Source organism: Sulfitobacter sp. PR48 (assembly GCF_028807335.1).
Lineage (GTDB): Bacteria > Pseudomonadota > Alphaproteobacteria > Rhodobacterales > Rhodobacteraceae > Sulfitobacter.
The window spans coordinates 275,103-294,519 of sequence record NZ_JARAMM010000003.1 but is presented as its reverse complement, the minus strand read 5'-3'; the positions used below and the strand labels follow the sequence as shown (position 1 = coordinate 294,519).

At 62.0% G+C, this 19,417-nt stretch carries 19 protein-coding genes; 17 read left to right on the top strand and 2 right to left on the bottom strand.

Annotated features, from left to right (window positions below; all coding sequences use genetic code 11):
* Positions 1–65: 65 nt before the first annotated feature.
* The 17 genes from PVW51_RS06110 to PVW51_RS06030 all read left to right on the top strand — a co-directional run bounded on the left by PVW51_RS06110 (position 66) and on the right by PVW51_RS06030 (position 18,490).
* Positions 66–1,238: an acyl-CoA dehydrogenase family protein gene (locus PVW51_RS06110; protein ID WP_274573986.1), complete on the top strand. Its 1,173-nt coding sequence runs from the start codon at positions 66–68 to the stop codon at positions 1,236–1,238.
* A gap of 4 nt (positions 1,239–1,242) precedes the next feature.
* Positions 1,243–2,358: an acyl-CoA dehydrogenase family protein gene (locus tag PVW51_RS06105; protein WP_274573985.1), complete on the top strand. Its 1,116-nt coding sequence runs from the start codon at positions 1,243–1,245 to the stop codon at positions 2,356–2,358.
* Complete coding sequence (locus PVW51_RS06100) at positions 2,359–3,180, top strand: SDR family NAD(P)-dependent oxidoreductase (protein WP_274573983.1); 822 nt, start codon at positions 2,359–2,361, stop codon at positions 3,178–3,180.
* Positions 3,180–4,106, top strand: coding sequence for an SDR family NAD(P)-dependent oxidoreductase (locus PVW51_RS06095; RefSeq protein WP_274573982.1), 927 nt, complete (start codon positions 3,180–3,182; stop codon positions 4,104–4,106). The genes PVW51_RS06100 and PVW51_RS06095 overlap by 1 nt, the downstream gene beginning before the upstream one ends.
* A 15-nt stretch (positions 4,107–4,121) precedes the next feature.
* On the top strand, positions 4,122–5,318 hold the full coding sequence (locus PVW51_RS06090) for an acetyl-CoA C-acyltransferase (RefSeq protein ID WP_269361496.1): 1,197 nt from the start codon (positions 4,122–4,124) through the stop codon (positions 5,316–5,318).
* Positions 5,319–5,394: 76 nt separating this feature from the next.
* Positions 5,395–6,387, top strand: a complete 993-nt coding sequence (locus PVW51_RS06085; RefSeq protein WP_274573981.1) for an NAD(P)H-dependent flavin oxidoreductase — start codon at positions 5,395–5,397, stop codon at positions 6,385–6,387.
* Between the two features lie 72 nt (positions 6,388–6,459).
* Positions 6,460–7,110, top strand: a complete 651-nt coding sequence (locus tag PVW51_RS06080; protein ID WP_274573980.1) for a histidine phosphatase family protein — start codon at positions 6,460–6,462, stop codon at positions 7,108–7,110.
* Positions 7,111–7,120: 10 nt separating this feature from the next.
* Positions 7,121–8,149 carry a phosphotransferase family protein gene (locus PVW51_RS06075; RefSeq protein WP_274573979.1) on the top strand — a complete coding sequence of 343 codons (1,029 nt, stop codon included), beginning with the start codon at positions 7,121–7,123 and terminating at the stop codon, positions 8,147–8,149.
* A gap of 8 nt (positions 8,150–8,157) precedes the next feature.
* Positions 8,158–8,949 carry an IclR family transcriptional regulator gene (locus tag PVW51_RS06070; protein ID WP_274573978.1) on the top strand — a complete coding sequence of 264 codons (792 nt, stop codon included), beginning with the start codon at positions 8,158–8,160 and terminating at the stop codon, positions 8,947–8,949.
* Between the two features lie 454 nt (positions 8,950–9,403).
* Positions 9,404–10,651, top strand: a complete 1,248-nt coding sequence (locus tag PVW51_RS06065) for a branched-chain amino acid ABC transporter substrate-binding protein (protein ID WP_274573977.1) — start codon at positions 9,404–9,406, stop codon at positions 10,649–10,651.
* An 88-nt stretch (positions 10,652–10,739) separates the two neighbouring features.
* Positions 10,740–11,696 carry a branched-chain amino acid ABC transporter permease gene (locus PVW51_RS06060; protein ID WP_269361487.1) on the top strand — a complete coding sequence of 319 codons (957 nt, stop codon included), beginning with the start codon at positions 10,740–10,742 and terminating at the stop codon, positions 11,694–11,696.
* Positions 11,693–12,988, top strand: coding sequence for a branched-chain amino acid ABC transporter permease (locus PVW51_RS06055; protein WP_274573976.1), 1,296 nt, complete (start codon positions 11,693–11,695; stop codon positions 12,986–12,988). Before PVW51_RS06060 ends, PVW51_RS06055 begins: the two co-directional genes overlap by 4 nt.
* Positions 12,985–13,746: an ABC transporter ATP-binding protein gene (locus PVW51_RS06050; RefSeq protein ID WP_114275309.1), complete on the top strand. Its 762-nt coding sequence runs from the start codon at positions 12,985–12,987 to the stop codon at positions 13,744–13,746. The genes PVW51_RS06055 and PVW51_RS06050 overlap by 4 nt, the downstream gene beginning before the upstream one ends.
* The gene (locus tag PVW51_RS06045; RefSeq protein ID WP_331284217.1) at positions 13,743–14,447 is read left to right on the top strand and encodes an ABC transporter ATP-binding protein; all 705 of its coding nucleotides are present in this window, start codon (positions 13,743–13,745) and stop codon (positions 14,445–14,447) included. The genes PVW51_RS06050 and PVW51_RS06045 overlap by 4 nt, the downstream gene beginning before the upstream one ends.
* A 3-nt stretch (positions 14,448–14,450) precedes the next feature.
* Complete coding sequence (locus PVW51_RS06040) at positions 14,451–15,656, top strand: serine hydrolase domain-containing protein (RefSeq protein WP_274573975.1); 1,206 nt, start codon at positions 14,451–14,453, stop codon at positions 15,654–15,656.
* Complete coding sequence (locus tag PVW51_RS06035) at positions 15,653–17,608, top strand: acetoacetate--CoA ligase (RefSeq protein ID WP_274573974.1); 1,956 nt, start codon at positions 15,653–15,655, stop codon at positions 17,606–17,608. The genes PVW51_RS06040 and PVW51_RS06035 overlap by 4 nt, the downstream gene beginning before the upstream one ends.
* Before the next feature lie 12 nt (positions 17,609–17,620).
* The gene (locus tag PVW51_RS06030; RefSeq protein ID WP_269361479.1) at positions 17,621–18,490 is read left to right on the top strand and encodes an acyl-CoA thioesterase; all 870 of its coding nucleotides are present in this window, start codon (positions 17,621–17,623) and stop codon (positions 18,488–18,490) included.
* A gap of 14 nt (positions 18,491–18,504) precedes the next feature.
* Here PVW51_RS06030 and PVW51_RS06025 read toward each other — a convergent pair whose 3' ends face one another.
* Positions 18,505–19,041, bottom strand: coding sequence for a gamma carbonic anhydrase family protein (locus PVW51_RS06025; RefSeq protein ID WP_269361477.1), 537 nt, complete (start codon positions 19,039–19,041; stop codon positions 18,505–18,507).
* 4 nt (positions 19,042–19,045) lie between these two features.
* Positions 19,046–19,414 carry a VOC family protein gene (locus tag PVW51_RS06020; RefSeq protein ID WP_274573973.1) on the bottom strand — a complete coding sequence of 123 codons (369 nt, stop codon included), beginning with the start codon at positions 19,412–19,414 and terminating at the stop codon, positions 19,046–19,048.
* Between the last annotated feature and the right edge of the window lie 3 nt (positions 19,415–19,417).

The following is a 19,417-nucleotide window of genomic DNA, read 5'->3' as shown; positions in this document are numbered from 1 at the left end:
GCATTCTGCTCTGCGGAATGATGCGGCGGGAAGTGACGCAGCGTTCCCTTGGGAGGGAGACATATATGAGTGCCGAAACGACGCCCGATGCGTTCCGCGAAGAGTTGCGCGCATGGCTTGAGGAAAACTGTCCGCAGGAAATGCGGGATGGCAAGATGACCGAAAACGGCATCTGCTGGGGCGGCAAGAACTGGCAGTTCACGTCAGATGCGCAAAAGCAGTGGCTCGAACGCTGCGCCGCCAGGGGATACACCGTGCCGACCTGGCCGAAGGACTATGGCGGGGCAGGGCTGAACCGGGCGCAGGAAAAGATATTCCATCAGGAGATGGACCGTATCAATGCGCGCAAGCCGTTGCAGAGTTTCGGCATCTGGATGCTGGGCCCGGCGCTGCTGCACTTTGGCTCTCATGAACAAAAGCTGCATTATCTGCCGCCAATCGCACGCGGTGAAATCCGCTGGTGCCAGGGGTATTCCGAACCCGGTGCCGGGTCCGATCTGGCCAATGTGCAGACCAAAGGCGAGGACAGGGGCGATCACTGGCTGGTCAACGGGCAGAAGATCTGGACCTCCTACGCGGACAAGGCCGACTGGATTTTCGCGCTGGTGCGCACCGACCGCGAGGCGCCCAAGCACAAGGGCATTTCATTCCTGCTGATGAACATGGAAGACGCGGGAGTCGAGACGCGCCCGATCCAGATGATCAGCGGCATTTCACCCTTTTGCGAGACCTTCTTTACCGATGTGAAGGTGCCCAAGGATCAGATCGTGGGCGAAGAGAATCGCGGCTGGGACGTGGCGAAATACCTGCTGACCCATGAGCGCGAGATGATTTCCGGTGGTGGCGCGGGCCTGTCGGGTGGCGGTCGCGCGCTGGGTGCGGTGATCAATGACACCATGGAGGGGATCAGCGACGCGACCCTGCGCGCCGACGCGATGCGCTGCGAGATTGATTCGCTGGCCATCGGCCTGACGCTGGAACGCTACAAGGATCAGGCAGAGGCCGGGCAGGGCGCGGGCGATGCCTCGGCCATGCTGAAATACATGGGCACCGAGCTGAACAAGCGGCGGCACGAGCTGATGATGACGGCAGGTGGATCGGATGCGCTGGAATGGGATGGCCCGCTGGGCAACCGCGCGGGCGACTGGCTGCGCACCAAGGCGAATTCGATCGAGGGCGGCACCAGCGAGGTGATGCTGTCGATTGTCTCGCGCCGCGTTCTTGGATTGCCGGGGTAGGATCATGGAAAAACTTGTACTGACGGAAGAAGAAACCATGCTTGCCGATATGGCGCGCGGGTATCTGGATGGCGCGGCACCGGTCGCCAAGCTGCGCAAGATGCGTGATGCGAACGAGACCCATGATGCGGCGCTCTGGAAGGAAATGGCCGAGATGGGCTGGGCCGGGGTGCTGGTGCCGGAGGCGCAGGGTGGCTCTGACATGGGGTACGCCGCCGCCAATGTGCTGGCGCGCGAAATGGGCAAGACGCTGACGGTCAGCCCCTTCATCTCCAGCGCCGTGATCGCGGCCACGGCCCTGCGGCAGGTAGCCGATGCCCGTGCGGAGGCAGCACTGGCGCGCATCGCGGCGGGTGAGGCGACCTATGCTCTGGCGGTGGATGAGGGGATCAAGTTCGATCCCGAGGCCACGCAGATGACAGCGCGCGCGGATGGGAATGGTTTCCGGCTGAGCGGAAAGAAGCAATTTGTCGTCGATGGCGCGATGGCCGCCCGGCTGCTGGTCCTGGCGCGGACGGAGAACGGGCTGACCCTGTTCGACATCCCGGCGGACCGGGCGGGGGTCACCCGCCACCGCAGCAACATGATCGACGCCCGCGATGCGGCGCGGATCACCTTTGATGACGTGGAGGCCACGGGCGAGGATGTGCTGGGCCAGGTCGATCAGGCAATGAACGTGCTGAAACCGGCGCTGATGGCAGGCCAGGGCGCGCTTGCCGCCGAGATGACGGGGCTGGCTGCCGGGGCCTTCGACATGACCGTGGGCTACATCAAGGAGCGCAAGCAGTTCGGCGTGGAAATCGCCCGCTTCCAGGCGCTCCAGCATCGGGCGGCGCATCTGTGGTGCGAGATTGAGGTGACGGCATCGGCGATCCTGAACGCGGGCCGCATGATGGATGCGGACCCGGAGAATGCGGCGCTGGCGGTATCGCTGGCCAAGGCCCGCGCGACCCAGACGGCGACGCTGGCGGTGCAGGAAGGGGTGCAGATGCACGGTGGCATCGGCATGACGGATGCCTATGATATGGGGTTCTACATGAAACGCGCGCGGGTGGGTGCGGAATGGCTGGGCGACTACAGCTATCACGCCGAACAGGTCGCAGCGGCAAGGGGGTTTTAAATGGATATCAACACGTTATTCGGTCTTGAGGGCAAAGTGGCGCTGGTCACCGGCGGGGCCACCGGCATCGGCCGGATGGCCGCGGAGGGGCTGGTGCGCGCCGGGGCCACGGTGCTGCTGGCCAGTCGCAAGGGTGAGGCCTGCGAAGCTGTCGCGAAAGAGCTGAACGCCATGGGCGCATCCGGCAAGGCGGTTGGTTTTGCCGGGGACGTCGGCACCGAAGCGGGTGTCGATGCGCTGGTCAAGACGGTGCAGCAATACACCGACCGGCTGGACATCCTGATGAACAATGCCGGCATCACCTGGGGCGCGCCCTTGGGCGATTTCCCGTTCAAGGCCTGGGAAAAGGTGATGAACGTGAACGTGGCGGGGCTGTTCGACCTGACGCAGAAACTGCTGCCGATGCTGCGCGCCTCGGGCAGCGTGGATGACCCCGCGCGGGTGGTCAATGTCGGCTCTGTCATGGGCGAGCGCGAGATGGGCGATGGCGCCTACAGCTATTCTGCCTCCAAGGCCGCCGTGATCCACCTGAGCAAGATCCTCGCCAAGGAGCTTGCGGGCGAGGCGATCACCGTGAATGCGCTGGCCCCCGGACCTTTTGTCAGCCGCATGACCGCCTTTGCCACCCATGACGAGGACATGCGCAGCAGGGTCGGCGACGACGTGCCGTTGAAGCGCGTGGGCCGGGACGAGGATATCGCGGGCTGCATGCTGTTCCTCTGCGGACGGGGCGGGGCCTATGTGACCGGCGCGGTGATCCCGGTGTCGGGCGGCATCAACGTGATGTCCGGCCCCAACATCTTTGAACAGGCGCTGCACTGATGGCTGATATCCGGTTTGATGGAAGGGTGGCGATTGTCACCGGTGCGGGCGTCGGCCTGGGCCGGTCTCATGCGCTGGGTCTTGCCGCGCGCGGCGCGAAGGTTGTGGTGAACGATCTGGGCGTGGCCCGCGACGGTACCGGCACATCGTCAGAGGCGGCCAAGGCCGTGGTGGCCGAGATCAAGGCAATGGGCGGCGAGGCGATGAGCCATGGTGCCGATGTGTCTGACGAGGCTGCGGTCAGGGATATGGTGGCGCAGGCGATGGACGCCTGGGGCCGCATCGACATCTGCGTGAACAATGCGGGCATCCTGCTGGACAAGACCTTTGCCAAGATGGAAATGTCCGCCTTCCGCAAGGTGGTGGATGTGCATCTGATCGGGTCGGCCAATGTGGCCCATGCCTGCTGGCCGCATATGCGCGAACAGAAATACGGGCGTATCGTGCTGACTTCCTCCGCCTCGGGGCTTTATGGCAACTTCGGTCAGTCGAACTATGGCGCGGCCAAGGCGGCGATGCTGGGGCTGATGAACGTGCTGCACATGGAAGGCGCGCGCGACAACATCCGGGTGAACACGCTGGCCCCCACCGCCGCCACCCGGATGACCGCCGATCTGCTGCCGACCGAGGCGCAGGAGCTGCTGGCCCCTGAAACCATCACGCCCGGTCTGCTGTATCTGGTCAGCGAGGATGGCCCCAGCCAGGTCATTCTGGGGGCCGGTGCAGGCAGCTTTGCCGAGACGCGGGTCTATGAGACGCGCGGCATCACCCTGATGGGCGAAGACAACACCCCCGAGGAAGTGGCGGCGCGGTTCGACGACATCCGCAATCCCAAGGACCAAGAACAACTGGGCGACGCCTTCGGCCAGACCAAGAAATACGCCCTCAATGCAGCGCAGGCCCGTGGCCTGAAGCTCGACTGGTAACATAGGAGATTACCCATGCGCGACGCAGTCATCGTATCTACAGCCCGCACCCCGATCGGCAAGGCCTATCGCGGGGCGTTCAACAACACCACGCCGCAGGCGCTGGCAGCCCATGCCATCGAACATGCGGTCAAGCGTGCCGGGGTGGACCCCGCCGAGATTCAGGACTGCATCATCGGTGCGGCCCTGCAGCAAGGCCATTCGGCGGGCAATATCGCGCGTCAGGCGGCGATCCGGGCGGGCCTGCCGGTGACAGTTGCAGGCATGTCGCTGGATCGCCAATGCGCCTCCGGCATGATGGCGATTGCCACGGCGGCCAAGCAGGTGGTGATGGACGGCATGGATGTGGTTGTCGGCGGCGGGGTGGAAAGCATCTCGATGGTGCAGACCCCGGAAATGCGGGTCAAGGCGGACGGCTGGCTGAAAGAGCACAAGCCGGAAATCTACATGTCGATGCTGGAGACGGCGGAAACCGTGGCCGAACGCTATAACGTCAGCCGCGAGCGGCAGGACGAATATGCTGCGCGGTCGCAGGAGCTGACCCATCTGGCGCAGGAAGCGGGCAAGTTCGACGATGAGATCGTGCCGCTGCCCAGCAAGATGATGGTGCAGAACAAGGAAACCAAGGAGATCACCGAACATGAGGTGACGCTGGAAAAGGACGAGGGCAACCGCCCCGGCACCACGGCGGAAAGCCTTGCAGGGCTGCAGCCGGTACACAAGAACGGCATCCACATCGCGGAAGGCAAATACATCACCGCCGGGAACGCCTCGCAATTGTCTGATGGCGCTTCTGCCACTGTGGTGATGGAGGCGAAGAAGGCCGAGCAGATGGGCCTGCAGCCGCTGGGCCGCTATGTCGGCGTGATGGCGGCGGGCTGCGAGCCCGACGAGATGGGCATCGGCCCGATCTATGCCGTGCCGCCGCTGCTCAAGGCGCATGGGCTGACGATGGATGACATCGGCCTGTGGGAGCTGAACGAAGCCTTCGCGGTGCAGGTGATCCAGTCGCGCGATGTGCTGGGGATTCCGGATGAACTGCTGAACGTGAACGGCGGCGCGATCTCCATCGGGCATCCCTATGGCATGTCGGGCGCCCGCATGGTCGGCCATGCGCTGATCGAGGGCAAGCGCCGCGGTGCCAAATATGTGGTCTGCACCATGTGTGTCGGCGGCGGCATGGGGGCTGCGGGCCTGTTCGAGGTTCTGTAACCCCTTGCGCTTTGCCAACAAGAGGGGCGGGTTCACCCGCCCCCTGACCGTCAACATGACCCTGACAGGAGCCACGATGCCCCGCGACGATTCCCATCTGCCCAAGGCACTGCAAGGGTTGCGCTTGCCCATGATCGCCTCACCCCTGTTCATCATTTCGGTGCCGAAACTGGTGATTGCGCAGTGCAAGGCGGGCATTGTCGGTGCCTTTCCCGCGCTGAATGCCCGCGAGGCGGAGGGCGAGCATCCGTTGCTCGACACCTGGCTGACCGAAATCCGCGAGGAACTGGACCGTCACAACCAGTCGAACCCCGATCACCCGGCAGCGCCCTATGCGGTGAACCAGATCGTGCATCGGTCGAACGGCAGGCTGGAGCGGGATCTGGAGATTTGTGCGAAACACGAGGTGCCGATCTGGATCACTTCGCTGGGCGCCCGGACAGAGGTGAACGAGGCCGCGCATTCCTGCGGCGGCATCGTGCTGCACGACATCATCAACAACACCTTCGCAAGGAAGGCGATTGAAAAGGGCGCGGATGGTCTGGTGGCTGTGGCTGCCGGTGCCGGGGGGCATGCGGGGCAGCAATCGCCCTTTGCCCTGATGCGTGAAATCCGCGAATGGTTCGACGGGCCGGTGGCGCTGTCGGGTGCCATCGCCACGGGTGAGGCGCTGCTCGCCGCCCGCGCGGCGGGGGCCGATCTGGGCTATACCGGTTCGCCCTTCATCGCCACGGACGAAGCCAACGCCGACGACGCCTACAAGCAGATGATCGTCTCGGGCGGGGCCGAGGATATTGTTTATTCCTCTTTGTTCACAGGAGTCTGGGGCAATTACCTCAAGGATTCGGTCCGCAATGCAGGGATGGATCCGGACAATCTGCCGACGGCGGATGCATCGTCGATGAACTTTGGTCAGGACCGTGAAAAGCCGAAAGCATGGAAAACCATATGGGGCTCCGGTCAGGGCATTGGCGCGGTGAAATCCGTGGGCCCTGCGGGTGACATCGTCGACCGGATGGCGCGCGAATACCTCGCTGCGGGCCGGAAACTGGCGGCGGAGTTCTCGTGAAGGATATGCTTGATACGATAGGGGTCGGGAACGGGTGTCCCGCGGATTTCCTGCCTCCTGCAGGGGAGCGCCATGGCTGAATTGCTCGTCATCCGCCATGGGCAGGCCTCCTTCGGGCAGGACAATTACGACGTGCTGTCCGACCTTGGCCAGCGGCAGGCGGCTGCCGTGGGGGCGGTGCTGCGTGACATGGAGTGGGTGCCGGACCGTCTGATCACCGGCACGCTGACCCGGCAGAAGGACACGCTGTCGGCCATGGGGTTCACCGCCACCCCGGAGGAGCACGCCGGCTTCAACGAATACGATTTTCACGACCTGCTGCATGCGCGTTATCGCGGGAAGGTGCCGGATCTGGTCAAGGGGGACCGCAAGACCCATTTCCGGGCGCTGCGGGATACCATTTTCGAGTGGCAGGAGGATGCTTTTGACGGGGCGGCAGAGACCTGGGGTGAGTTCGCGGCACGGGTCGAGGCGGCCCGCGTCTTTGCCACCGATACGGATGCCCGGCGGGTGCTGGTGATCTCATCGGGGGGCGTCATCGGGCAATTGACGGCTGCATCGCTTGGCGCGCCCATCGCCCAGATGATGAACCTGAACCTGCAGGTCAAGAATTCCTCCATCACGCGTTTCATGTTCTCTGGCAGCAGTTTTTCCCTGCATGAGTTCAACGCCACACCGCATTTTTCGCACGCTGCGGGTGCGGAACTGCTAAGTTACAGTTAAGGATCTGGTCATGAGCGCAGACACACAGACATTGGACGAAGCCGCCGTCAGCGCCTATCTGCGTGACAATCTTCCGGGTTTTGACGGGCTGACGGCTGTCACCAAATTCCAGGGCGGTCAGTCGAACCCGACCTTCCTGTTGGAAACCCCCAGCCGGAAATACGTGTTGCGGCGCAAGCCCCCGGGGGTCCTGTTGAAATCCGCCCATGCGGTCGACCGCGAATTCCGCGTGCAGCGCGCGCTGGCGGACACCGATGTGCCGGTCGCGAAGATGCACCTGCTGTGCGAGGATGACGCGGTGATCGGCTCGGCCTTTTACATCATGGACCATGTGCCGGGGCGCAATTTCAACCAGCCCTCGATGGACGGCGTGTCGGTGCAGGACCGGGGCCGGATCATCGACGAGATGAACCGCGTGCTGGCCGCCCTGCATGAGGTCGATATCGACGCCGTGGGGCTGAGCGACTTTGGACCGTTGGGCAATTACTTCGAACGCCAGGTGGGGCGGTGGAGCAAGCAGTACAAGGCCTCCGAGACCGAGGATATCCCGGCGATGAACCATCTGATGGAGGCGCTGGTGGCCGAATGCCCCGAAGACGATGGCCAGCGCAGGCTGGTGCACGGGGATTACCGGCTCGACAACATGATCTATGACGCGCAGACCACCGATTGCCGGGCGGTGCTGGATTGGGAGCTGTCCACCATTGGCCACCCCTTTGCCGATCTGGCAGCGGTCATCATGCAATGGCAGATGCCCGCGGGCGCAGAAGGGCGCGGTATGGGCGGGCTTGACCGGGCGGCGCTGGGCCTGCCCTCGGACGAAGAATTCATCGCGGCCTATTGCCAGCGGCGCGGTCTGAAAGGTATCGACCATTTCGGCTATTATCTGGCATTCAATTTTTTCCGGATGGCGGCGATCATCCAGGGCGTTCACAAGCGCGCGCTGGACGGCAATGCCTCAAACCCCGAGCGGGCCATGAAACTGGGACAATATGTTCCCGTTTTTGCGCAGCACGGGGTGGATTCACTCAAGCGGTAAAGAGACTTATGGACGAATTTGGCACCGACCTCGGCGAAGGCAAAGACCGGAATTTCGTGACCGCACTGGCACGCGGCCTGGATATCCTGCGCTGTTTCCGACCCAATGAGGTGACGCTGACAAATTCGGATTTTTCGGAGCGGACGGGCCTGCCCAAGGCCACGATCTCGCGCCTGACCCATACGCTCTGTGCGCTGGACTACCTTGTGGCCGATGCGCGGGTCGGAACCTACCGGCTGAGTTCCGGTGTGCTTCAGCTTGGGTTCAGCGCCTTGAATTCAATGGATATTTCTGCCCGGGCCGAGACGGAGATGCGCGCCCTTCGGGACGGGCCGAACAGCTATATCACCGTGGCGCTGGGCGAACAGCACCGGCTGGACGTGATTTACATCGCCACCCAGAATTCATTCGAAGGGGTCTCCCTGACAATGCGGATCGGTTCGCGCCTGCCGCTGTTCAGATCGGCCATCGGGCGGGCGATCCTGGTGGGCATGTCGGATGCCGAACGCGAACAGATCTTCCAGGTTGCAGCGCAACAGGGGCAGGATGTCGAGGATGAAGGGCGGGCGAATTACAAGGCCGGCCTGAGCGAGTACAAGGCCAAGGGGTTCTGTTCCAGCTACGGTGACTGGCGCAGCGATGTGAACGGCATCGCCGTGCCGGTGATGGGCACCGATGGCAAACGCGTCTACGGGCTGAACGTTGGCGGACCCTCGTTCGGGGTCAAGAAAAAGCAGCTTGAATCCGTTTATGCGCCCCGCCTGATCAAGGCGGCGGAGCTGATCAGCCTGCGCGGCTGAGAGCGCCGTCAGGCCGCAGAGAATCGCCTGAAAGTAAGCGGACATTTGTTTCGCACAGCGGAATGCGTAAAAGTCATAATATTTCGCGACGGTGAAAAAATCGTGATTTTCGATCCGATTTCTCACGTTTTCGCGAGAGAAAACGCGTAGTGTTCACGGGTTAAAAAAACCGGGAAAATGCTGTTTTTACAGTCATTTCGCCCCTTCGGATCCATGCCTTTCCAAGCACCTGTTTCCATTTATTATTCAATTTCAGCGCCTTATCGGGAAATTCGTGCCGATGTGCAAAGTGAGGTCACTGCCTGATTGTGGGGCAGCGCCGGATTTTCGGATGAAGTGACGCTAGGTCGGATGCCATCACCAGCCTTGACTTTGGCCTCTGGTATGCAAGGCTCAGCCTGCGACCGGAAGCGTCCCAAGCGAACGCAAAACAGGTCGCCATAGGGAGGAATATATGAAAAATATCACCAAGCTGGGCGTGGTCTCGGCCCTGTCACTTATTGTGGGCGCCTCTGCGTCCTTTGCCGAAACAATCAAGATCGCCTTCATCGACCCGCTGAGCGGACCTTTCGCAAGCACCGGTACAAACGGGTTGCATCAGTTCGAATTCGCGGCCGACTATATGGTCAACCAGAAGGGCGGCGTTCTGGATGGCGACACGTTTGAAGTTGTCGGTTTCGACAACAAGATCAGCCCCAAGGAATCCCTGATCCAGCTGCAGGTCGCGATTGACCAGGGCATTCGCTATATCGTGCAGGGCAACAGCTCCGGCGTGGCGAACGCGCTGACCGAAGCGATCGAGAAGCACAACAAGCGCAACCCCGACAGCCGCGTTCTGTTCCTGAACTACGCTGCTGTTGATCCGGCGCTGACCAACGAGAAATGCAACTTCTGGCACTTCCGTTTCGACGCCAACGCGGACATCAAGATGGATGCGCTGACCGATGTGATCGTCGCGGACGAGAACATCAAGAAGGTCTATATCATTGGTCAGGACTATTCCTTCGGCAAGGCCGTGTCTGATGCGGCAAACAAGATGCTGGGCGAAAAGCGTGCCGACATCGAAGTTGTCGGCGACGAGCTGCACCCCATCGGCAAAGTCAAGGATTTCACCCCCTACGCGCGTAAGATCGTTGCATCCGGTGCGGATGCCGTGATTACCGGCAACTGGGGCGCTGACATGCTGGGTCTGGGCAAGGGGATCATCGACAACGGTTTCGAAGGTCCGATCTATACCTATTATGCGGCGGGTTCAGGCATGACGGCGGCCTTTGGCGAAAGCGGCAAGGATCGTATCCGCCTGATTTCGCAGGGCAGCATCAACCCGATCGGCTCCGAGGAGGCGCGTGCCACCTATGAGGCGTTCGAAGCCAAATACCCGGATGGCAACATCGACCAGAGCCGGATCTTCAACGTGATCGGCATGCTGGCGACCGCCATCGAGGAAGCGGGTACAGCGGATGATGTCGTGGCCGTCGCTTCCAAGCTGGAAGGCATGGAGTATGACAGCATGTGGGGCGGTAAACTGTTCATGCGTCCGCAGGACCACCAGTTGATCCAGGACATGCATGTCGGCGTCCACACCGATGAGAACATCGACTTCGACTACGACCAGTCCGGTTTTGGCATTGTCAACGAGTCAACCATCGAGATGGCCTCCATGGACAGCCCGACCACCTGCGAGATGAAGCGCCCCGAATAAGGTGCTGCCGGTCCGTTCCCGGCCCTGCCGGGGACGGACCTTTTCATTCGCGTCACACGACCTTGCCATATCCTAGCCGGAGGGGCCAATGGACCTCATTCTCGTCAATATCATCGACGGGCTGGTAACCGGACTGCTGCTGTTCATGCTGTCTGCCGGTCTGACCCTGATTTTCTCAATGATGGGCGTTCTGAACTTTGCCCATGCCAGCTTTTATATGTTGGGGGCCTATTTCGCCTATCAGATCAGCATCGCGCTGGGATTCTGGATGGGCTTGCTGCTGGCGCCGCTGATTGTCGGCGTCCTGGGCGCCGGGGTCGAACGATACGGGCTCAGGCGGGTGCACCAATATGGCCACGTGCCGGAGCTGATCTTTACCTTCGGCCTTGCCCTGCTGATCGAGGAACTGGTGCAGTTCATCTGGGGCAAGAACCAGATGCCCTATTTCGTGCCTGATGCGCTGAACTTCTCGGCCTTCGCCATCGCGGGGAACTCCATTCCCGCCTACAAGATTTTCATGATCTTCATCTCCATCGGGATCTTTATCGGGCTGCTTTACATCCTGACCCGGACGCGGGTGGGCATGATCATCCAGGCCGCGCTCAGCTATCCGCGCACGGTCGAGGCGCTGGGCCATAACGTGCCGCTGATCTTCATGGGGGTATTCGGTGTCGGCACCGCGCTGGCCGGTGTTGCCGGGGTCATCGCAGGGCCGGTGCTGGGCACCTTTCCGGGCATGGCCTTTGTGCTGGGGTCCATCGTCTTTGTGACCATCGTGATCGGGGGGCTTGGATCCCTGTGGGGCGCATTGGTCGCGTCGCTGCTGATCGGATGGATCACCACCTTCGCCAAATCCTACAACATCGAGATGGCCGATATCCTGAACGGCATCGGCATCGGCACACCCGAGAACCTGGACGAGAGCGTGTTTCGCGACTTCTGGACCATCACAAGCCCGCAGATCGCAGACATTCTGCCCTATATCCTGATGGTGCTGATCCTCATCTTCCGGCCTTCGGGACTTTTCGGAAAGCGTCACTCATGACCGATCAAATCACCACCGACCCGACCAAACCATCCGAGCGGATGCGCGCCGGTTCCATGACCCTGACCCTCGGCCCCTGGATCGTGGCGGCAGTGTTGCTGGCGGTGCTGCCGTTCATCTTCACCAACAATTCCTCGATCACCATCATGAACCAGATGTGGATCACGGTGATCTTTGCGCTGGCCTACAACATGCTGCTGGGACAGGGGGGCATGCTGTCTTTCGGACATGCGGTCTATGCCGGGGTCGGCGGGTTCGCCTGCATGCACATCATGAATGCCTCCGACTTCTTTGCGGCGCTGCCCTTGCCGGTGCTGCCGGTCTTTGGCGGGCTGTTCGGCATGGGGCTGGCGATGATTGTCGGCAGTTTCTCCACCCGCAGCGCGGGCACCGTATTCGCCATGATCTCGCTCGGCGTGGGCGAGCTGATCGCCGCCTGTTCGGTGATCATCGTCGCCTTCTTCGGTGGCGAGGAAGGCGTGTCGGGCGACCGGACCTATGCGCGGCCCTTCTTTGGCACCGAATTCCTGCAACAGATCGAGGTGTACTACCTGATTTCCGCCTGGGTCCTGATCGCGGCCGCACTGATGTACCTGTGGTCGCGCACCCCGGTGGGGCGGATGTCCAATGCTGTGCGCGACAATCCGGAACGGGCCGAGTTTCTGGGCTATTCGGCGCGCTGGGTTCGGTTCTACAGCTTTGTCGCCTCGGGTTTCTTTGCCGGGATCGCGGGCGGGCTCTTTGCCATCAACTATGAGATCCTGACCGAGGAAAACCTGAACACCACGTCTTCGGGTGTCATCCTGCTGGTGACCTTCCTGGGCGGCGTCGGTTTCTTCTTCGGGCCGATCATCGGGGCCATCGCCTTTACCCTGCTGCAGACCGTGCTCAGCCTGCAAACGGAGCTTTGGGCGTTTTATGCAGGCACGCTCTTTGTCGCCACGGTGATGTTCTTTCCGGGCGGTCTTGCCGGGCTGATGATGATGCATGTGCCGGTGTTCAAACTGGGCAAGGCAAGGTTGCTGATATGGCCCTACCTCAAGACCCTGCTGCCGGCCCTGATTGGCATACTTGGTCTGTCAGCGCTGGTGGAAATGGTATTCCATGTGCGCCACGCGGCCTATGGGGACGATGAGATGACGCTGTTCTGGACCACGTTCAACAGCCACGACATCCTGCCCTGGGTGATTGCCCTCGGGGTGACGGCCATTGCCCTTGGCATCACCCGCGCCAATGTGCCTGCGCTGCGGGATGCCTGGAACGAAGCAAATACGGCAGGAGGCAGCGCATGAGCACCCCGGCACTTGAACTGAGCGGCCTCAAGAAGAGCTTTGGCAAAGCAGAGATCATTCGTGGCATCGACCTGTCCATCGGCAAATCGGAACGCCATGCGGTCATCGGGCCGAACGGGGCGGGGAAATCCACGCTGTTCAACCTGATCACCGCGCGTTTCCAGCCCACGGCAGGCACCGTGAAACTGCACGGCGAGGACCTGATCGGCCTGGAACCCTACCAGATCAACCGAAAGGGGCTGTCGCGGTCGTTCCAGATCACCAATATCTTTCCCAAGATGACGGTTTTCGAGAACGTGCGCTGTGCGCTGCTTTGGTCGCAGGGGTACAAGTACAGCTTCTGGAACCTGGTGAATCGCAGCCGTGACCTGACCGAAGGGGCAGAGGCGATCCTTGAGCAGATCAACCTGACAGAGCGGCGCAACCTGCCTGCCGGTACGCTTTCCTATGCCGAACAGCGTGCGCTTGAGATCGGGATCACCATTGCCGGTGGTGCGGATGTGATCATGCTGGATGAACCCACCGCCGGGATGAGCCATTCGGAAACCGATTACATCACCGACCTGATCATGAAGGTGACCGAGGGCAAGACCCTGATCATGGTGGAACATGACATGGGTGTCGTATTCGGCCTCGCGGACCGCATTTCGGTGCTGGTCTACGGCGAAATCATCGCGACAGGCAAACCCGAAGAGGTGCGCGGCGATCCCAAGGTGCAGGAAGCCTATCTTGGCGCGGCATTGGAGGCAGAACACTGATGATCGAAGTCACCGACATGCATGCCTATTATGGCAAGTCCCACATCCTTCAGGGCGTGTCCCTGAACGTGCAGGAGGGCGAGATCGTGGCCCTTCTGGGCCGCAACGGCGTGGGCCGGTCCACCACCTGCAAGGCCATCATGGGCGAGGTCGAACCGAAGGGGTCCGTCAAGTTCAGAGGCAAGGAGATTGCGGGCAAGAAGGCCTATGAAATCGCCAACATGGGCATTGGCTATGTGCCCGAGAACCGCGACATTTTCCCCGGTCTGACCACGCGGCAGAACCTGACGCTGGGTCTGAAGCCGGGGCAGAAGGACGGTGCCGGGCGCTGGTCCATGCAGGCCATGTTCGAGATGTTCGAGAACCTCGATCGCCGTGCCGATGTCGAGGCTTCTGTGCTGTCGGGGGGCGAGCAGCAGATGCTGACCATGTGCCGCACGCTGATGGGGGACCCGGATTTCGTCATGATCGACGAACCGACAGAGGGGCTTTCACCGCAGATGGTGCAAAAAGTCGCTGAAGTGCTCAAGGCGATTGCGGAAAAGGGCATTTCGACCCTGCTGGTGGAGCAGAAACTGTCCATTGCCATGGACATTGCGCATCGTGTTTATGTGATGGGGCACGGGCAGGTGGTGTTCGAAGGGACACCGGCCGAGTTGAAAGCCCGCGAAGACGTGCGCAAGGAATGGCTAGAGGTCTGAGACATGGGCGGATTTGATGCCGGGCGGCTGGACCGGATCGCGGGCTGGATGCAGTCCTATGTGGATCAACGCCGCCTTGCCGGATGTTCTGCCCTGATCGTGCAGGGCGGGCAGGAGGTATGTTATCATCAGGCCGGCCACCGCGATGTCGAATCCCGGCGCCCCTGGGAACGCGATACCGTGGCGCGCATCTATTCCATGACCAAACCGGTCACCAGCCTTGCCCTGATGACACTGGTCGAAGAAGGCCTGTTTCACCTCGACGCACCGGTGTCCGACTTCATTCCCGCTTTCTCTGACATGACCTGCCTCGTGCCGGGTGCCACCGCTGCCGATCAGGTCGAACCCTGCGCGCCGCCGACATTGCACCAGTTGCTGACCCATACCTCCGGGCTGAGCTATGCGTTCAATCCGGGGGTGCTGGGCGGGCTGATGGGTGAGCACAAGGTGGAATTCCGACCCAATCAGTCGGGGCTTGCCCCGATGTGTGACATGCTGGCGGAATTGCCCCTGGCCTTTCAGCCCGGCAGCCGCTGGGAATATTCGGTGGGCATTGACGTGATCGGCAGGGTGATCGAAGTGGTCACCGGCCAGACCCTGGAAGAGGTTTTTGTCGAGCGTATCTTTGACCCGCTCGGCATGGATGAAACCCGGTTTTCCGTGCCTGCCGCCGCCCGCGACCGCTTTGCCGCCTGCTACACCCCGATGGCGGAGGGGGGCTTTACCGTGGGCAAGATCGAAAAGGGCGGCGATACCCTGCGCCTGATCGACGGCGCGGACAAATCCCCGTTTCTGGAGGCCACATTGCTGTCGGGCGGCGGTGGCCTTGTCGGGACCATCGACGATTATCTGAAGTTCACCGAAATGCTGCGCACCGGCGGGGCCGGGATCATCGGGCCGAAGACGCTCGATTTCATGATGCGCAACCATCTGCCGGGGGAAATCGCCTCCATGGGGCCGCAAAGCTTTGCCGAACAGCCGATGGAAGGCATGGGGTTCGGCATCGGCGGGGCCGTCTTGCTGAATCCGGGCCGCGCCCGTGCGCCGGGGTCGGTGGGCGATTTCAGCTGGGGCGGCATGGCCTCGACCTTTTTCTGGATCGACCCGGTCTTTGACCTCTCGGTGATCTTTTTCACCCAGCTGATCCCCAGCAGCGCCTATCCCGCACGCGCACAGCTCAAGGCGCTGGTGCATGGGGCGCTGACATGACGGCACCGGTGCTCTGGGCACCTTCGGCTGAACGCCGGGAGGCCTCCACCATGGCCGCGTTTGAGCGCTGGCTGGCCGATCACCGTGGCCTGAGTTTCGACGATTACAACGCCATGTGGCGGTGGAGCATCGAGGACCTGGAAGGCTTCTGGTCGGCGATCTGGGACTTCTTTGACGTGCGGGCCAGTGTTCGGCCGGATAAGCTGCTGGTCAAACGTCAGATGCCGGGGGCCGAATGGGGCACCGGCGGGCGGCTGAACTATGTCGACCAGATCATGAAACACGTGGAAGGGCGCGAGGACCAGCTTGCGCTGATCGTGCAATCGGAGACCTTTGGCCGGAGCGAGATGACCTGGGGCGCATTGCGGGCCCAGGTGGCAAGCGTTGCCGCGCGGCTGCGCGGCATGGGGGTGGGCACCGGTGACCGGGTTGTCGCCATCCTGCCCAATACCGACACGGCGCTGGTGGCTTTTCTGGCAACGGCCAGCATCGGGGCAATCTGGTCGCTCTGCGCACCGGACATGGGGCATGTCGCCATCCTTGACCGCTTCAAACAGATCGAACCCAAGGTGCTGATCGCGCAGGACGGCTATGTGCACGCGGGCAAGACCATCGACCGGCGCGCCATTCTGGCCGAGATCGCGGCGGGCCTGCCCAGCGTCACCCAATGCGTGACCGTACCGGTGGTGGGCGAGCTGCCGCCGGGCCATGTCGCCTGGGCCAGCCTGACCGGGGACGACACGCTTTACCTGTCGGAACAGGTGGATTTCGAACATCCGCTCTGGATCGTTTATTCGTCGGGCACCACGGGCAATCCCAAACCCATCGTGCATGGCCATGGCGGCATCATCCTTGAGGCGGCCAAGCAGTCGCTGCACCATGACCTGACAGCTGCGGACAGGTTCTGCTGGATGACCTCTTCGGGCTGGATCATGTGGAATTCGCAATGGATGGCGCTGGGGCAGGGGGCAACCGTCGCGATGTTCGACAGTGCGCCGAACCATCCTGACATGGGCGTTGTCTGGCGTTTTGTGGCGGCGGAGAAGATCACCTATTTCGGTGCCGGTGCCGCATTCTACAGCGGCTGCATGAAGGCGGGCGTGACCCCGCGCACCGATGTCGATCTGAGCGCGCTGCGTTCGCTCGGGTCCACCGGGTCGCCGTTGTCGTCGGATGCCTATGACTGGATCTACCGGGACGTGAAGGCGGATCAATGGCTTGCGCCGATCTCGGGCGGGACCGACCTTGCCGGGGCCTTTGTGCTGGGCCATCCCGGCATGGCGGTGCGCGCGGGCGAAATGCAATGCCGTGCCCTGGGCAATGCGGTGCATGCCTATGACGCCCATGGCAATGCGTTGCTGGACGAGGTGGGCGAGCTGGTCTGTACAGAGCCCTTGCCCTCCATGCCGCTGTATTTCTGGGGGGACGAGGACGGCAGCCGCCTGTTCGACAGTTATTTTGCCGATTACCCCGGCATCTGGCGGCATGGCGACTGGATTTCGATCAATGCCGAAGGGGCCAGTGTGATCTATGGGCGGTCCGACGCCACGATCAACCGCAAGGGATTGCGGCTGGGCTCTGCCGAGATCTACCAGGCGGTCGAGGGGCTGGACAGCGTGATGGATTCGCTGGTGGTCGACCTTGAATTCCTGGGCCGCGAAAGCTTCATGCCGCTTTTCGTGGTGCCTGCACCCGGCGTTGCACTGGATGATACGCTGAAGGATCAGATCAACGCCGCGATCCGCAGTGGCGTGTCGGCCCGTTTTATCCCGAATGAAATCATAGAGATAAAGGAAGTGCCGCGCACCTTGTCGGGCAAGAAGCTTGAGGTTCCGGTCAAAAAGTTATTGTTGGGGGGCGATGCTGCCAGGGTCGTGAACCGCGATTCCATGGCCAACCCGGACAGCTTTGATTTCTTTATCGCCTATGCCGAGGCACGGGCCCTGACCTGAGAAAGCCCTCACATGACCGCCGTCGCTGAAGAATTGCTCGAACTGCTGGACATCGAACAGCTTGAAGTGGACCTGTTCAGGGGCATCGGGTCGGGCGGGGAGACAACGACGCGTATCTTTGGCGGCCATGTGATCGCCCAGGCGCTGATGGCGGCCTACCGCACGGTAGAAGACCGGCTGTGCCATTCGCTTCATGCCTATTTCATCCGGCCGGGCGATCCGGCGATCCCGGTGATCTACCAGGTGGACCGCGCCCGTGATGGTGGCAGTTTCACCACCCGGCGGGTGGTTGCGATCCAGCATGGCAAGCAGATCTTCAACCTGTCGGCCTCCTTCCATATCGCGGAAGAGGGGTGGGAATACCAACACCCCATGCCCGACGCGCAACCGCCGGAGAACTGGCCCGACCGTCCCGCCCTGCGCGAGGCCAATGTGGCGCGCATCCCGGAGAAATACCGCGAAGATTTCCTGCGTGAGCGCCCCATCGAGATCCGCGAGATCGAGCCGCGTGACCTGTTCTCACCCGGCCCTGCGGATGACCGCAACCAATTGTGGTTCCGGATGGAGGCGGCCAAGGGGCAGGGGCCGCAGATGCAGCATTGCCTGCTGGCCTATGCCTCGGACATGAACCTCTTGGGGTCATCGCTGCGGCCCCACGGGCTGACCTGGTTCCAGGGCAAGGTGATGACCGCCAGCCTCGACCACGCGATGTGGTTCCACGCGCCGATCGAATTCTCGGACTGGCATCTTTACGACCTCGACGCGCCATGGACCGGCGGCGGACGCGGGTTCAACCGGGGGCTGATCTACAACCAGAACGGCCAGCTGGCTGCATCGGTGACGCAAGAAGGGTTGATGCGACCGCTGAAGGGGCGCGGGTAGGGCCGAGCCCGGTCTCAGGGCTGAAGTTGGCGCAGATTGTCTTCCGTCAGGCGGTCGATCCCTTGCGCATAGTTCAGTGCATTCATGTGGTAGAAGCGCGCATTTGCCAGGTTGGCCGGGCCGTTGTCACGCGTTTTGACCAACCTCGCCGGACTGCCGGCGATGATCGAATTTTCCGGAAACTCTGATCCTTCGGTCACGATGGAATGGCCTGCGACGATGGAATTGCTGCCGATCTTTGCACCATCCATGATCGTCGCGCCGATCCCGATCAGGACACGGTCGCCGATTTCGCAGCCGTGCAGAACCACGCGGTGGGTGATTGAGCAATCCTCCCCGACAATGGTCGGCGTGGCATAGCCCACGTGGATCATCACATGGTCCTGAATATTCGTGCGCGCGCCGATGATGATCTCATGCATCTCGGCACGGGTGACGACATAGGGCCAGACAGAGCTGCCGGGCCCCAGCGTCACCTTGCCGAAAAGCAGTGCGCTGTCGTGGACGAAAGCAGGGTCATTCAGCGTGACCTGAGGGCCGATGTGGGCCATGTGCTCACCCAAACACGAAGAAACACAGCTTGTTGCCGTCCGGGTCGCGCACATAGGCGCCATAGAACCGGTCGGGGATGCGCTGGCCCGGCGCGCCCTCGTCCGGCGCGTCCAGCGCCAGCGCGCGGGCGTACATCGCGTCCACCTCTGCCTTGTCGGCGCAGGTGAAGGCGATCATCGTGCCGTTGCCGGGGTTGGGCGCGTTGCCATCGTAGGGTTCGCACATGGCCAGCATCGGCTGGCCGCGTCCCGAGGACAGAAAGGCGATGCGCCCCTGATCCATCACCACCTTGGCCTTGCCCTCGAACAAGGCGCCGTAGAATGTCTTGGCGCGGGTCATGTCCGCCACGCCGATGGTTGCATATCCGATCATTGG